Raw genomic sequence first — 15546 nt, forward strand, 5'->3', positions numbered from 1 at the left:
TTGACCCTATTGGTAAGTGGTTCAAAGATACGCAATGCAGATCGTGTTAAATTGCCCGAACCTACAAAACATGGGCAAACAAAAACTTCTTTAACCTTGACAATCGTATCTTTGGCAAACCATGTCGAAAATGCAATGACAAAACTGGGCAAGATTTTTAAAGTATTGAACGAAAAAGGGGTTGCATATGCGTTCAAAAAGGGAATGGCAAAATTGAATCCCGAACGGATTCCGGACCTTGAATCGGTTCAACATTTGTTCGCCCATACTTCAGGATTGGAAATCGGCGGCCCTAGCGGACTTTTTCGCAACGACGGTTTTGTGCCGATCTATAAAGTTATTAACGGTCTGGACGGCTGTAACTTTTCAAATACGACACTCTGGGAAGGCACGATCAAAAGCGGAGAAAATTATTCGTATCATAGGGATAAAAAGGGGATTCAGTACATCTCGGAGGCTACGGACTTAAGTGAAATTTCCGATGGCCAGTACGATTTTGTAATTTCTTCGAATTGTCTCGAACATGTCGCCAACCCTATGAAAGCCCTCGAAGAATGGGTGCGGGTCATCAAAAAAGACGGTCTTTTGTTATTGGCCCTGCCGAACAAAGCCTATAATTTCGACCATAAACGATCCGTCACAACATTTGCACATCTTTTGGAAGACTATAAGAACAATATGGGAGAGGACGATATGACCCATCTTGAGGAAATTTTGGAATTTCATGACCTAACCTTGGATCCACCGGCGGGCTCGCCCGAACAGTTTAGGGCAAGGTCGTTAAAAAACCCCGAGAACAGGGCGTTGCACCATCATGTTTTTGATGTACCCCTTTTGACGCAAATGATGGAGCATTTTAATATCGAGGTACTGCAATCGTGTGAGAGCCGTGAGCATATTGTTTTGGGGAGGAAGGTTTAGTAGTATGGCCTCAAAGTCGGGAGACTTTGCGGAGTCGGTGCACCCGACTTGTTATGGAATTTATAGTTTCCGCTCATAGCTTAAAACTACGAAATATACCGTCAACCGGAACACTACTTGGATGTGTAGTATTTTGCTTCTTGCCGCGGATTTCGGATTACTCTTGCGGCCAGCAGTTGCAAACTGGCGGGAGCTGGGGATATCTAAAATGGTTGCGCTCGCATCAAATTAACCAAGCCCAACACAAAATTTCAGCGTTGTGCAAACTGATCATAATAGACATAGGTTTTAATTTCTTTTGCTTTTTGCAAAAGTAATTGCAGGAAGGATTTGAATATTCTTCGGGGCGTAATTCCTCCTTCTCGATTTATCTTACGTCGGATGGTTTCGTCTTTTTCCATTAGTTCCTTGAGTCTGCCGTTCGAAATTACCTTGAGTCCACAGGCCAACATAGATTTATTGACAAAATCTAAAAACGAACTGGCATAACCGAAATAGACCCCCCTTTTCCTGCGATGTTCAGCTAGATACCTAACCAGTAGGAAAGACAGGTCAAACTCCTGATTTATCGTCCATTCTTGATCAAATAAATGCAGTTTTCCCTTTTCGTCGATAATTATATTTCTTGGTAAGGCATCAAAATACTCCGGCCCAACCCTCTCGGGTTCAGAATCTTCTAGAACAGCAACGCTTCGAATATGGTCAACCCAATCTCTCATTAGTTTTTCATATTTGTCATATTGATTTTTCAATAGAGCCTCCATTATCAAGTGATGCATATTCTTGCCTTGAATATAATTCGTTTCTTTGGTTAGACGATGTGCAAAATCATTATTTGATACCGTACTCGTAGCATTCAACAATCCTTTATCAACGCCAATTACCCCGTTGTTTTTAACCTTAAACCTTGTAATCGTATTATACGGTTCTAAACGACCACAAGTGTAAAATTCTGCCAACAAAGTACTATCAAAATTAGGCTCTGCTTCTTTACTTGCGACTATCAAAAAGGAGTTGGAAAAATCCTTGACCAACTTATTTTCCGCAATCGATTCCCACGAGAGGTATTCATTAAGAAGATTAGCTTTTGGCCGGGTTCCGTAATGCCTTTCTTTTGTAAGTCTAATCAAATCTGCCTCATTGAAACCCGAATGCTCTAGTCCATTGTCGGCTATAATTGTCTTCGGGAGTTTGTAATCAGGGAAAGGGAATAAGAACTTAATAGAATTATATCCACTTGCCGCCAGCATGTTTTTGATTTCTTCATGGCCAAATGTGGTGATGTCTTTTTTGCCATATCTACTCTCTATGCCAAAATATGGTTTCCCGAAATGGTCTTCGTTAAAACCTCCAAAATACTTCAGTCCCAGTTTGTTCTCAATTGCAATAACAAGTCTTCCACCGGGTTTCAATAAGTTCCCATAACTCCTTAGTGCATCATAAAATGGGTTTTCATGATTTGAATATTTTGCTGTGTATTCAAACACTCCGATCAATGTTATGACATCAAACTTTTGGTCAAATTCGACATCTTCTACATTACTACAAACTACCGTGACATTGTCAAGGTCTCTGCACCGTTCTGCAATGCATTTGGCACGCGGAAAACCTCCTTCTACGGCAATAACTTTTGCCCCTGTTTCACCAAGATATCTTGTTATGGCCCCGGTACCCGCCCCTATTTCCAAAACACTATGGCCCTTATCAATTTTGACCGGTCGCAAAATATTCGCACGATAAGTAGTAAAGTGGTATTCACTAGGCCAGTCTTTAATACAGTTATGCAACTCCATGGAGAAAATAGACGTGTCCTTTGCTTTTTTTAAACAATCAAGAACATATTGTTCATTCTCTTGTCCATCACTATAATCGATGACTTTTTCTGGATTAATAAAGACCTTGTTTTTTTCGTCAAATGTAAGCTCGTTTACTTTCATTTATCTATTTTGTTTTCAATATTCAATTTGTCAAACACCTTACCAAACTCTCCCTCCAATACGGTATTTCTATCTGTAAAGCGTTTTTAATCTTTGATTTGTCCATGACGCTAAACGATGGGCGTTTTGCCGGGGTCGGATAGGCCTCGGTCTTTATCGGCAGCACATTGCAATTTATTTCGGCAATTTCAAATATGGCCATTGCGAAATCGTACCAACTCGCCACGCCTTCATTGCTATAGTGATAGGTGCCATATTCATTGATATCTTCTTGTACGATCTTTAAAATGACCTTGGCGAGATCGCCCGCGTAGGTCGGCGTGCCAATTTGGTCACTCACCACATTCAGGATTTCACGTTCAGCGCCCAAACGCTGCATGGTCTTGACAAAATTGTGCCCAAATTCGGAATACAACCACGAGGTTCTCAACACGAAATGTCTTTCGAGGGCCTGCGAAACGGCCAGTTCGCCCTGCCATTTGGTGGCACCATAAACGCCCAAGGGATTTGTTTTGTCGTTCTCTTTGTACGAAAAGCCTTGATTGCCGTCAAAAACAAAGTCCGTTGAAATTTGAATCATTATGGCATGGTGCTCGTCACAGGCCTCGGCCAAATTTTTGGCTCCGGTAACATTGACCGAGTAGGCAAGTTCTTTTTCAGATTCCGCCTTGTCCACGGCCGTATATGCGGCGCAGTTTATGCAATGTGAAATATCGTTTGCCTCAAAAAGGCGGTTTACTATTTCCTTATCGGTGATATCGAAATCTGGGAGGTCTACATAGATAAAATGATATTCAGAGGCCCTGGAATCGATGTCCTTGATGCAAGTCGCCAATTGCCCGTTCCCTCCGGTGACCAAAACGTTCTTCATAATCTCGCGTTCTGAAGCGTTGGTAAAATCCGGTCTTTTACGGAAACGATCAGCTTATCTTCAGGTAGTCTCCAATCAATATTCAAGGTAGGGTCGTTGAAGATGATTCCTCCTTCCGAAGCTTTATTATAGTAATTATCGCATTTATAGAAAAACTCGGCTTCTTCGCTCAAAGTGACGAACCCGTGCGCAAAACCTTTCGGTATAAAAAGTTGTTTTTTGTTTTCATCGCTCAACTCTACAACAATATGTTCTGCATAGGTCGGGGAATCTTTTCGCAGATCGACCGCAACATCAAGAACTTTGCCATAGAGTACCCGAACAAGCTTTGCTTGGGCATGTTCTCCAATTTGGTAATGTAACGCACGTACGACCCCCTTTGTAGAATATGATTGATTGTCTTGAACAAAATCGACTTTCCTACCGATAGCACCATTAAAGCGCTCTGCGTTGAACGATTCCATGAAATAGCCCCGTTCGTCAATAAAGACCGTGGGTTCTATGACAAAACAACCTTTCAGTTTCGTTTCAATAACGTTCATTGATGCTTGCTTAATATTCCCAAAAGGTTTTTGCCGTAGCCGCTCTTCATCAAAGGCTCGGCCAGCTTTTTGAATTGGTTCTTATCTATAAAGCCCATTTCGTAAGCGGCGGCCTCTATCGCACCGATCTTGAGTCCTTGCCGCTCCTCGATGACTTCGACAAACTGTGAAGCTTGCATCAATGATTGAAAGGTGCCCGTGTCAAGCCAGGCTGTTCCACGATCCAAGATGCTCACGTTCAACTTGCCCTTTTCGAGATAGACTTTGTTGACATCGGTGATCTCTAACTCACCCCTATGGCTAGGCGGAATGCTCCTGGCGATTTCAACCACATCGTTGTCATAAAAATAGATGCCCGGTACCGCATAATTCGATTTAGGTTCTAAAGGTTTCTCCTCGATGCTTATCGCCTTTCCTTCCTCATTAAACTCAACTACTCCATAGCGTTCGGGGTCATGCACGCGATACGCGTAGATAATTCCTCCTTCAGGGTCATTATTCGACTGTAACAATTTGGCCAACCCCGAACCGTAGAAAATATTATCTCCTAAAATCAAGGCCACCTTATCATTTCCGATAAAGTCGGCACCAATGATAAAAGCTTCCGCCAGTCCATTCGGGGCTTCTTGTACGGCATAAGAAAAAGAACAACCGTATTTTTCGCCATCGCCCAACAAATCCCTGAAAAGCGGTAGGTCTTTAGGCGTAGATATAATCAGTATTTCCCGAATTCCGGCATACATCAAAGTGGAAAGGGGATAATAAATCATCGGTTTGTCATAGATGGGCATCAGTTGTTTACTGACCGAAAGGGTCAAAGGGTGCAAACGTGTTCCAGAGCCTCCGGCTAAGATTATTCCTTTCATAGATTAGTCAATGGTTACGAAGTTATAAAGATATTTGTTTGTTGTCACCTAGAGACTTTATCAAGTTAACAAGCATTCTTCGAATATAAATTATAAGATTCTCAAGTTCTTCATTTTTTCTTGCATAGTTTAACCGGACGGCAATTACAACTTGAGTTTCCAACTCGGATAATGACCCCAAAGAAATATAAAAAATCGAATTAATTCCTTACATCCTCTTCGAGCACATCCTTCTGAAATGTTGGAAGGTACGGAAACCGCCGCCCTTCTTAACTGGCTTGTCAAACCGAACTTTTCCGAACCAAGGAATGATTTGGTCAACTCATAAATCTTATCCACCAACTCTAAAGACTCTTGCCAGACCTTGAGATCTTTATGTGATTTGATTTTCATATAAAATATACTCACAGCAACTCAGGGCCGCATAACTAGATAACTCTATAACCTTAAGAATACATTTTCTCATAGTACTCCTGATAATCCCCTGAAGTAACATTGTTCAGCCATTCTTGGTTTTCCAAATACCAATCAATCGTTCGTTCCAAGCCTTTCTCGAACGTAACGGATGGTTCCCAACCCAATTCTTTATTGATTTTATCGGCATCGATGGCATATCGCAGATCATGTCCCGGTCGATCCTTTACGTAAGTAATCAGCTGCTCGGAAGTGCCCTGGGGCCGACCCAACTTTTTATCCATCAATCGACAGAGCAACTTTACCAGATCAATATTCTGCCATTCATTAAAGCCTCCGATATTATAGGTTTCATGATTCTCGCCCTTGTGGAAAACCAAGTCGATGGCCCGAGCATGATCTTCAACAAAAAGCCAGTCACGGGTGTATTTTCCATCGCCATATACGGGCAAAGATTTGTTTTCAATAATATTATTGATGAACAATGGAATCAGTTTTTCAGGGAAATGATTGGGCCCGTAATTGTTCGAGCAGTTGGTCAACACATACGGAAGACCATAGGTCTCGCCATAGGCGCGTACAAAATGGTCTGAACTGGCCTTCGAGGCAGAGTAGGGAGAATTCGGGTCATAGGGCGTCGTCTCGGTAAAAAGTCCTTCGCTGCCCAGTGAACCATAAACCTCGTCGGTGCTTATATGGTAAAACCGTTTGCCCTTTTTATTGCCCTTCCATGAATCTCTGGCGGCATTGAGCAGATTGACGGTACCTATGATATTCGTACGAACAAAAGCCAAGGGATCCGTTATGGAGCGGTCGACATGTGATTCGGCCGCTAAATGGATAACCCCCTCAAATTCATGCTTCTTGAAAAGTTCATTGATACGTTCGGCATCGACGATATCGCCCTTGATAAAATTGTAATTAGAGGCTTTTTCGATATCCCTTAAATTTTCAAGATTACCGGCATAGGTAAGGGCATCTAAATTGAAAATACGATACTGCGGATAATTGTTCACAAATCTACGCACAACGTGAGAGCCGATAAAACCCGCGCCTCCGGTAATTAAAATATTCATGATATGATTCTTTGGGATTTAATATTCCAATCAGTATATTTAATTCAACGCCTTCGCCTTTCTGTTTAAAAAGACAAGAAAGGACCATGCAAAGAAAAGCCCGACCAGTATCGCCGGAAGCCAGACCAAACTTTTGTTCAAGAACTGTTTTTTCACGACTTGGGTCTTGCCGAAATTTATTATGCCTATTGCCTCTTTTTGTTCGATTAAATCCAATTGTTTTTCTTCAATTTCCTTGACCAATTCATTCTTTAGTTTTAAAAGACCGGGTAGATCCAAGCTTCTTTCCTTATCGAACAAAACAACACCTTCTTGGCCTCTCAGCGACGCTTCGGATGAAGCCATTTGTTTATTGAAGCCGGCCACAAGATCGTCTATCTGCTCAATGAGCTCGGTATTCTTTTCGATACGTGCCTTTGCATTTTTTTCGGAAACTTTTCGCAACTCGGTAAAGTAAGGGTTGGCGTTGATATAATCCATTATTTTAGAAACGTATTCTTCACCCTTGTTCGGATTTTTATGATAAAAGGTAATTCTATGGGTCAGGACCGTTTTTTTGAGAATTTCCGATTTGATGACGTCGAATACAAAATCGTCTTCTTTTAGGGTTTGAAGAATCTCAAGATAATCATTGCTTTCTTTAAGTTTTTCAGCATCCAGTTCTTCATTTTCAACCGGTTGGATACTAATTTCAAAGCCTCGTAGTTCATTGACGTCGATACCCATATTTCTGAAGAACAATGTATCATTGCTTATAAAATTGGCTTGGATCTCTTCGACAACATCGTACAGATAGTCTTTGCTTTCAAAATTGGGCATCACGATTACCTCGCTTTTCAGCTTTTTATCTACGAAAATATTGAGCAAGAAGCCAATTACCAATCCTAAAAAAATCAAAGCCCCTAATTTTAGGGCATTTTTTTTCAGGTAAAGAAAAATTCGCAGTACCCCTACAAAGATACGGTGCAAGCCTTTTCTAAACATTTGGAACAACTGCCCCAAGTCAATTTCTTCAGACTTCGTACTGGTCGTTGATGGTTTGTCTGCCATAGCTAAGTGTTGAAAATTTGGTCGAGTATTTTGTCGGTTATCAAATATGTCGGTTTTACGCCCGTCGTTCCCAAGCCTCCCGAAGCGAGGGTACTGCCAGTTTCCAAGGGGTTGTCAGAGGCGTAATAGGCATAACGAACCTTGACGTCTTCTCGAATGCTTTTTCTTATCTTGGAAGCCGATTGTATCGCCTTTTGATAATGTACCCCTTCCATTTCAAGTCCGATGACGTTCCATGTCGATTGATTAAAAAACTTCAAAATATCCTTATTCTGTAATGAGGTTCCGAGCACCGTAACCATGGCCCCTTCGTAAACCTTCAGCCCGTGGCCCTCAAAATCGGCAGCACATAGTTCATTTTTAAAAGGATAGTTATCTGCCGTGCCTTCAAAAATATGTGCGGAGGGAATCATCAAATCTCCTTTTCCACCTTCTAAAATGCCTGCCTTGCCCATTATAGATATCGAGGCAATATTCAAAAAGACATCTTTCTTTTTCCTGACCTTATAGGGCTTCAACAATTCATCGATGGTTTCGTATGCCTGTTCCCCAAAGGCATAATCCATCACAAAGATAACAGGTTTTTCATCATCTGGGATATCTTCCGAAAGTTCATAACAACAGGCCTTACTACCGATTTTTGCTATGTCGAAAATCTGCACGTCGATGTTTGTGCCAGAAACGTCATCTATCGATATCATGCCGTTCTTTGTAGCAACCGCGATTACTTTGTTGCGCAAATCTGCATTTGAAGAAGAGCTCAAGGCCTCATAGATCTCTAAAATGTCATTTTTGGGAAACTCTTTTTTAAGCGCGTTTCTTGCAAAAAGTGAGTTCATTACGCTATGCATGTTCGCGCTGATTATATGGATCGGCTTTTTTAGCAAGCCGTGTTTGGCCAAAACCTCTTTGATGGTGTTGGCCCAGCGCTCACCGTGTATGTGGTGCCCCAATCGCTCTCTTAGTACCGCACTAAAGGTAATCACCCTCTTTTCGCCGGTCACTTCTTCCTCAATGGCCAATTTACCCAGCCAATAAATAACTTTGAGAAAACGCTCGGGATTTTCCTTACTTGCAAATTTTTGGTAAACCTCCATGGTTTCTTCAAATGAGCGTCCCAAAATATTAGCGGTATGTATCAGGGCCACTTCCTTTTCGGCCTGTGACAGTTTGCTTTTTTTGATGGCCATCTCCAATTTATGCCAATCACGTATTGTCTTGTCGGTATCCTCGATCAATACCTTTTTGCATATTTTTTGCGACTCGACAAAAAGAAAGGTCAAATGCGTAAGAATGTCATAAATATCTGAGCGGCCCCTGGTTATTTCAACATTCATCTGTTCTTCGTCAATACGATAACAGTTTCTTCGGCGCTTCGGCGGGATTATCGGCTTAAAATGTGATTTGCCGTAGCCTTCATCGGAGGTCAAATTGATATAACGACACTGTTCAATGCCTTCGGGTAGACGCTCCAATACATATATCAATCCATTGATTTCGGCCTTTTCTTCGGCAATAGACCCGTAAATTTCCGGGCTTAAGAGAAGTAATGCATTCTTAATCGATTCTCCTGAAACACCGGTCGGCTTATAAAACCCGCGATTGAAAAGATGGCGCATGGTAATATAGAGCCGTTCTATGGCATTTGTGGATTCTTGAGCTCGTGTGGTAGTCGTTGCCTTGCCCATAGGTGCTTTAAAAGCAAAATTACAATTAAAATTATTGATTCTTAAAGTTTGAAAGCACATCGGCCACGCTTCGGTCGTTCGCCAGTCGTTGCACTTTATTTTGACCCCCAAGTTTTCCGACCGATTTCATGTAATCGGTGAACCCTCCTTCCCTGATCGGCGTTACTTTTAGGGTCTGTAATATCTTACCTTCGATAAGGTCAAAATAATAACTGTTCTGTCTTTGCAGTGATTCATCAAGTATTTTGATGAACTTGGCCAAATCGGTTGGCATTTTTTCGAACTCTACAAGCCATTCATGATATGGAAGCTCGGGCGAAGCAGGGGTAATCTGTGGCGCAACGGTAAACTCATTGACTTTGGCATCGCTTTTGGCAATAGCCTCCTGCATTGCCGTTTCCACCTCCTTGGCTATGACATGTTCGCCAAAGGCCGAGATAAAATGTTTGATACGCCCCGAAACAATTATTTTATAAGGGTTTATAGAAATAAACTGAACGGTATCTCCTAGGTTATAGGCCCACAGTCCTGCATTGGTAGAGATAATCATTACGTAGTTCGTGTGCATTTCAACATTCGATAGGGTCAACCGTCTGGCATTTTCCCCAAAAAAATCATCGGCCTTGATGAACTCGTAAAATATTCCGGCATCCAAAAGAAGTAACATGCCCTTTTCCTTCTGGGAATACTGATAAGCAAAAAACCCTTCACTGGCCGGAAAAAGTTCAATGCTATCCACCTTTCTGCCGATCAAGCGTTCGAATTTCTCACGATACGGCTCATAGTTCACGCCCCCATAAATGAACAATTGGAAATTCTTGAAGAGCTCGCCGATTTTCTTGCCACTTTTTGCCCCTAGCTTTTCAAAGTACATTTGAACCCAAGAAGGAATGCCGGCGATAACCGTCATATTCTCGTTTAAAGTCTCCTCGACAATCGTATCGACCTTTGTTTCCCAATCATCGATACAGTTGGTCCGCCAGCTGGGCAAACGGTTTTTCTGAAGGTAATTGGGCACATAATGGGCCGATATACCCGATAGCCTCCCCAATTTTATCCCATTTTTCTCTTGCATTTCAGGGCTTCCCTGTAGAAAGATCATCTTTCCATCGACAAAACTGGCACTACCGGTTTCATGAATGTAATTCAGAATGGCATTTCGCGAGGCCTCTACCTGGCATCTAATGGACTCATTGGTGATCGGAATGTATTTTGCCCCTGATGTTGTTCCTGAAGTCTTGGCAAAATATAGCGGTTTGCCCGGCCAAAGTATATTCTCTCGACCCTCTATCACTTTTTCGATATAGGGCTTTAAGTCTTCGTAATCGCGAACCGGAACATTTTCAATAAAGTCATGGTGCGAACTTATTTTTGAAAAGTCGTGGTCTTTGCCAAACTCTGTATTTGACGCCTTTTCGATCAATCGGTTGAAAACTCTCTGTTGCGTGTTGATCGGGTCTTTGGCCCATTTCTTGGTTTTCTTTGCAATATTCTTGGCAAAAATCTTGGCGGCGAATGACTTTAGCGACATAAAGACTTATTTAAAATCAATAAAGTCGAGTGGGTTGACCGGTGTTCCGTTATCCCAAAGTTCGAAATGTAGATGAGGGCCTGTTGTTAACTCGCCAGTGTTTCCGACAGAAGCGATTACCTCACCCGCCTTTACCAGATCTCCCTGTTTTTTGTTCAGAGAACCATTGTGTTTATAGGCGCTAAGAAACCCTTCCTTATGTTCGATGATCAGCACATAGCCCGTATCTGCGGTCCATTCGGAAAAAATCACCACGCCATTGGCAACCGCCTTTACGGGAGCGTTCTTTGGAGCGACCACGTCAACCGCATAATGTTTCGAGTCCGAGTCATATTGCTGGGTAACCATTCCCGTTATCGGTGGAAAGAAAACGATACCGATCTTTTCGGAATTCCTTTCGAAAAGATTGTATTTGTCTTCAAGGGCTACCTCTGCCCTTAATAGGGAATCTTCTTTGATCGGAGTCAAATCCACAGTGGAAGGATCCAACTTATACTGCTCGAAAAGCGAGTCGCGGTTTACTACGGTATTCTCGACCTCGCCTCTTAACACCATTCGGATATTATCAAGATAACGATTGGTATAATCTAAGGAACGCACCAAAGAATCGGTCTTATAGGTAAGCTCGGTGGCCTGTCGTTTCAATTCGGTCGAAGAATAGCCAGGTATGTACTCTCTAAGCGGGGTAAAGGCAATAAGCAGAGTCGTCAACCCTATTAGGCCAATTATAAAAAGGGAGCCGGTCACAAAGACGTTCAAACGGCTTAGCTTAAAGGATATTTTTTCTTCAAAAGTACTCTCGTTAAGTATCACCAAGCGGTACTTGTGCAAGAGTTTCCTTTTGATTTCCTTTCTTTTTTTAACCTTCTTGGCCATAATAGGCAAAGATAAGGATGCCGTTGAATTATGATGCGGTTCAGTTAAATTTTATAATCCCCTTAACCTATTCGACCTTTCGATCGGCAGTAATCCGATCAACTATTGACCATGAAGTTAAAATAACCTCTCGCAGTTATTATTTACGGGCTCCTATGAACTTTTTTAGTACATTTGTTATCCATTAAAATTTAAACTATGGCAATTTTAAATACATTTCTAGCAATCGGGCCTTGGCAAATTGCCGTTGTGGTCGTAATCGTTCTGCTTTTGTTCGGAGGGAAAAAAATCCCGGAACTTATGCGAGGACTTGGAAGCGGAATCAAGGAATTCAAGGATGCCTCAAAAGAGGATGATAAAATAGAGGATAAAAAGGAATAGACGAGTTTATTTATAGCTTATTTTATAAAGCCTTTGGTAGTATCCAAAGGCTTTTTTTTCGAAAACTATTTCTGAAAATATCAACTTCAGAACACCCTTAAGGCATGGTTTTCGCTTTCCATTTATGACTTAATAGATGTAAGAAATAACACAGTCCTTAGGCTTCGTATCATAAATCAGGGCATTCACAACAAAAATTTATCTTCTCAAAGCCCAAATCCTAAATTTGAAAATCAATAACCTAAGGTCCAATTCAATGATCTCTATCCTTTGGTCTGATTAAAATTGAAAATTCATTGAATTGCCAAAACATAATTCTGAAGATGTAGGCATAAGCGCCGATGCGTCAATATCAATTATGGAGAATGATAAAAAAATGATATCGAGGATGGAAAACATGGAATTCTCCACTTCTCGACAATGGCCGTATCAGTCCCTTGCCTTAGCAAACAGACATGCTGGTTTGGTATACGAAAGCCTAAATTTAGGCGTTAGCTATAAATGCGACATCTCGATCAAGACGCGATACAATCAGGGAGCGCCACAAGGACAGAATATCGATTGCCGCTCAGATTACAATATAAACCAGCAAAGTATTCTTAATTCTGAATTGCCCGGGATTCTCACTACTTATGAATGGACAACTATTCATGGGAAAATAAAACTTCCCGAAATCCCAATAATAAGCTAACCATGAAAAAACGCATCACAACCTATACCTTATTGCTGTTAGGGGCCCTATTTATCCTTAAAGCGCAAGAAGATAGTACTGCCTTCGTGAGCGATAATACGGTCGACGGCCCGTATAGGGCTGAAGCAGACCGCCAATCGACAGTTTTTAAAGAAAGGGACAAGACCTTCGAAGAAGTAGCTGCAGACTATAATATTCCTACTCGCACTTTTAGTAGTATCGATGGTGCCGAAGACGGTTATTACGTAATCGTAGGCGTATATAGCAAAGGTGGTCGCAAACTTAATAGGACCTTGAACAAATTAAAGAAAAGAGGATTTGATTCGGGTTCGTTCAAGAATCCCGAAAATAATTTGAACTACGTCTACATTCAGCATAGTTCAGGTTGGAGGGCTGCCATCGATTCATGTGCTTCAAAATTCGATGGCCGGTACGAAGAGGATGCCTGGATTTTGATTTTGGGCAATGTCGATCAAGAACATGAAACACCAATTGCGCTATTCGATGATTCACAAGCTAATGAAGTCATCACCAACAACGGCCCGTCACTTGAAGAGGTTACTTACGAAATGATCGATGGGCAAAAAGAAGAACCGATCACGCAAAATACGTTGGACGAAAAACGGAACAAGAGCAAATTGATTCAAAAAGCCGATTATTATTTTGATAAAATGTGGTATGCCGAGGCCGCCGAACTATACGAACAGGCCTTAAAAAAAGGTGAGAGCAACTATTCTTACGAAATCATTCAAAAGGCCGGTGACTCACATTACTTCAACACCAATATGGAGAAGGCCTATCATTGGTACGATATGCTTTACGACAGATACGGTAAGCAAATGTCGGCCGATAACGTGTTCAAATATGCCCATTCTTTAAAGGGTACTGGCAAATATGCCAGGGCAAAGCGCCTGATGCGACTTTACGACCGCAAAATGAAAGCAGGTGAATCAACGATCAATGATGATATCGACAATAATCCAACTTCAACAGAAGTTGTTTTGGACAATATCTTGAATACCGAGAAAAACTTCGATATCAAAAACATGGCAATCAACACCGAATATTCAGACTTTTCGCCCATGTTCTTGGATTCAACCCAAGTGGTTTTCGCTTCGGCCAGAGATTCTTCATTTTTAAATACCAGACGGTATAAATGGAACGATCAACCTTACTTAGATCTATATGTGGCCAAGATCAATGAAGAGTCACAAGACCTCAAAGATGCCCTGAAGTTCTCAAAGAAGATAAATACAAAATACCACGAGGCGTCGGTCACGTTTTCTCCCGATAAGAAAACGATATACTTTACAAGGAATAACTACGGTAAAAAACTCAAAAGGGACAAAAATGGTGTAAACCATCTTAAAATATATCGATCTAGAAAAGTAGATGGGGAATGGACGGAAGCCGAAGAACTGCCTTTCAACAGTGATGATTATTCAACGGGCCACCCGGCATTAAGTCCTGATGGCAAACAATTATATTTTGTTTCCGATATGCCCGGAAGCATTGGTGAAACCGATATATTCGTTGTTGACGTGTTCGAAAACAACTCCTATTCCGAACCTAGAAACCTAGGTCCGGAAATCAATACCGAAAAGAAAGAGATGTTCCCGTTTATCAATTCCGAAAAACTCTATTTTTCGTCAAATGGACATACCGGTTTAGGAGGTCTTGATGTTTTCGAGGTAGCCTATAATGATGAAGAGGGCTTTCAAGAAGTGCTAAATGTAGGAAAGCCCGTGAACAGCAATCGAGACGACTTTTCATATATCGTTGATGAAAAGACTCAAAAAGGCTTTTTTGCCTCCAACAGAACTGGTGGAAAGGGTGATGATGACATTTATTCATTCAAAAAATTGGTGGTCGAAGAAATACCAACAAACCAAAATGCCATCGCCGGAGTAGTTACCGAACTTATTACGGGTGATCTGATGCCAAAAACACTTGTTCAGTTATTGGACGAAAACAATATAAAATTGAAAGAAGTGCTCACCGACGATGAAGGTCAGTTCATTTTCGAGGATCTCGATGACAACACGAAATATACCTTAAAAACCGTGAAAGACGAGTTTTTCGAAGATGTGCGAGAAATAACCACCACCGAAAACGATACGACGCATGTCGAGGTTTCAATGAGGCGACTAAAAGAAATGATCGCCATTGAAGATGGTATCAAGAAGCTTAAAACAGAAATGATACATTTTGACTTTGACAAGTACAATATTAGGCGCGATGCGGCTGAGGAGCTCGACAAATTGGTCGAGGTAATGAAAGCGTATCCAAACATGGTCATCAAAATCGAATCGCATACCGATTCGCGCGGTAAAAGGGCATATAACAAATATTTATCGGATAGCCGTGCAAAATCTACAAGAGATTATATAATCAATCAAGGCATTTCGCCCGAACGAATCGAAAGTGCGATTGGGTACGGCGAAGAACGCCTGCTGAACGAATGTGATGGCAGCGTGGCCTGTACCGAACAAAAACACTACCTAAACCGTAGATCGGAATTCATAATCGTGAATATGTAACCCAAAGACCAATTGGCATTAAAAAAGCCGCCGTTTGTTTTCAAACGGCGGCTTTTATTTTGACTATTATTCTTCCTACAAATGCAAAAAATAGCTATAAAAATCAACTGATCACAACACTGGTAGCTCCTTACGCAACAAAGCAACCCTAAGAAATACAGT

General features: G+C 41.5%; 12 protein-coding genes and 1 pseudogene. 3 read left to right on the top strand and 10 right to left on the bottom strand.

All coding sequences use genetic code 11. The features are described from left to right. Nucleotides 1-921, top strand: coding sequence for a class I SAM-dependent methyltransferase (locus tag ACEZ3G_RS06230; RefSeq protein WP_432424585.1), 921 nt, complete (start codon nucleotides 1-3; stop codon nucleotides 919-921). Between the two features lie 251 nt (nucleotides 922-1172). Here ACEZ3G_RS06230 and ACEZ3G_RS06235 read toward each other — a convergent pair whose 3' ends face one another. The 10 genes and pseudogenes from ACEZ3G_RS06235 to ACEZ3G_RS06280 all read right to left on the bottom strand — a co-directional run bounded on the left by ACEZ3G_RS06235 (nucleotide 1173) and on the right by ACEZ3G_RS06280 (nucleotide 11772). Continuing rightward, a complete protein-coding gene (locus ACEZ3G_RS06235) occupies nucleotides 1173-2858 on the bottom strand; it encodes a class I SAM-dependent methyltransferase (RefSeq protein ID WP_432424586.1) in 1686 nt (561 codons plus the stop codon). Between the two features lie 22 nt (nucleotides 2859-2880). Beyond that, entirely contained in the window at nucleotides 2881-3729 is an 849-nt protein-coding gene (rfbD, locus tag ACEZ3G_RS06240; protein WP_432424587.1) for a dTDP-4-dehydrorhamnose reductase, read from the bottom strand. Beyond that, nucleotides 3726-4271, bottom strand: a complete 546-nt coding sequence (gene rfbC, locus ACEZ3G_RS06245) for a dTDP-4-dehydrorhamnose 3,5-epimerase (protein WP_432424588.1) — start codon at nucleotides 4269-4271, stop codon at nucleotides 3726-3728. Before rfbC ends, rfbD begins: the two co-directional genes overlap by 4 nt. Beyond that, entirely contained in the window at nucleotides 4268-5137 is an 870-nt protein-coding gene (rfbA, locus tag ACEZ3G_RS06250; protein ID WP_432424589.1) for a glucose-1-phosphate thymidylyltransferase RfbA, read from the bottom strand. The genes rfbC and rfbA overlap by 4 nt, the downstream gene beginning before the upstream one ends. A 22-nt stretch (nucleotides 5138-5159) precedes the next feature. Then, a pseudogene (locus ACEZ3G_RS06255) lies at nucleotides 5160-5530 on the bottom strand (four helix bundle protein). Between the two features lie 53 nt (nucleotides 5531-5583). Further along, nucleotides 5584-6630 (bottom strand): dTDP-glucose 4,6-dehydratase, encoded by a 1047-nt coding sequence (gene rfbB, locus ACEZ3G_RS06260; protein WP_432425151.1) that lies wholly within the window; start codon nucleotides 6628-6630, stop codon nucleotides 5584-5586. A 36-nt stretch (nucleotides 6631-6666) separates the two neighbouring features. Beyond that, entirely contained in the window at nucleotides 6667-7677 is a 1011-nt protein-coding gene (locus ACEZ3G_RS06265) for a hypothetical protein (protein WP_432424590.1), read from the bottom strand. 2 nt (nucleotides 7678-7679) lie between these two features. Then, nucleotides 7680-9365, bottom strand: a complete 1686-nt coding sequence (locus tag ACEZ3G_RS06270; protein WP_432424591.1) for a DUF6909 family protein — start codon at nucleotides 9363-9365, stop codon at nucleotides 7680-7682. A 31-nt stretch (nucleotides 9366-9396) separates the two neighbouring features. Further along, the gene (locus ACEZ3G_RS06275; RefSeq protein ID WP_432424592.1) at nucleotides 9397-10896 is read right to left on the bottom strand and encodes a GH3 auxin-responsive promoter family protein; all 1500 of its coding nucleotides are present in this window, start codon (nucleotides 10894-10896) and stop codon (nucleotides 9397-9399) included. 6 nt (nucleotides 10897-10902) lie between these two features. Continuing rightward, the gene (locus tag ACEZ3G_RS06280) at nucleotides 10903-11772 is read right to left on the bottom strand and encodes a M23 family metallopeptidase (RefSeq protein WP_432424593.1); all 870 of its coding nucleotides are present in this window, start codon (nucleotides 11770-11772) and stop codon (nucleotides 10903-10905) included. Between the two features lie 198 nt (nucleotides 11773-11970). Here ACEZ3G_RS06280 and tatA point away from each other — a divergent pair, with 198 nt between their 5' ends. Together tatA and ACEZ3G_RS06290 are read left to right on the top strand one after the other, a co-directional pair. Continuing rightward, entirely contained in the window at nucleotides 11971-12153 is a 183-nt protein-coding gene (gene tatA, locus ACEZ3G_RS06285; protein ID WP_432424594.1) for a twin-arginine translocase TatA/TatE family subunit, read from the top strand. Nucleotides 12154-12846: 693 nt separating this feature from the next. Further along, on the top strand, nucleotides 12847-15384 hold the full coding sequence (locus ACEZ3G_RS06290; protein ID WP_432424595.1) for an OmpA family protein: 2538 nt from the start codon (nucleotides 12847-12849) through the stop codon (nucleotides 15382-15384). Nucleotides 15385-15546: the final 162 nt, after the last annotated feature.

Origin of the sequence: Meishania litoralis, from assembly GCF_042611095.1 — a bacterium.
Classification (GTDB): domain Bacteria; phylum Bacteroidota; class Bacteroidia; order Flavobacteriales; family Flavobacteriaceae; genus Meishania; species Meishania litoralis.

What these genes read in the sequence shown, in the direction of transcription:
- ACEZ3G_RS06235 (WP_432424586.1), bottom strand. Translation starts at nt 2,858, where the DNA reads ATGAAAGTAAACGAGCTTACATTTGACGAAAAAAACAAGGTCTTTATT.
- rfbD (WP_432424587.1), bottom strand. Translation starts at nt 3,729, where the DNA reads ATGAAGAACGTTTTGGTCACCGGAGGGAACGGGCAATTGGCGACTTGC.
- rfbC (WP_432424588.1), bottom strand. Translation starts at nt 4,271, where the DNA reads ATGAACGTTATTGAAACGAAACTGAAAGGTTGTTTTGTCATAGAACCC.
- rfbA (WP_432424589.1), bottom strand. Translation starts at nt 5,137, where the DNA reads ATGAAAGGAATAATCTTAGCCGGAGGCTCTGGAACACGTTTGCACCCT.
- ACEZ3G_RS06265 (WP_432424590.1), bottom strand. Translation starts at nt 7,677, where the DNA reads ATGGCAGACAAACCATCAACGACCAGTACGAAGTCTGAAGAAATTGAC.
- ACEZ3G_RS06270 (WP_432424591.1), bottom strand. Translation starts at nt 9,365, where the DNA reads ATGGGCAAGGCAACGACTACCACACGAGCTCAAGAATCCACAAATGCC.
- ACEZ3G_RS06275 (WP_432424592.1), bottom strand. Translation starts at nt 10,896, where the DNA reads ATGTCGCTAAAGTCATTCGCCGCCAAGATTTTTGCCAAGAATATTGCA.
- ACEZ3G_RS06280 (WP_432424593.1), bottom strand. Translation starts at nt 11,772, where the DNA reads ATGGCCAAGAAGGTTAAAAAAAGAAAGGAAATCAAAAGGAAACTCTTG.
- tatA (WP_432424594.1), top strand. Translation starts at nt 11,971, where the DNA reads ATGGCAATTTTAAATACATTTCTAGCAATCGGGCCTTGGCAAATTGCC.
- ACEZ3G_RS06290 (WP_432424595.1), top strand. Translation starts at nt 12,847, where the DNA reads ATGAAAAAACGCATCACAACCTATACCTTATTGCTGTTAGGGGCCCTA.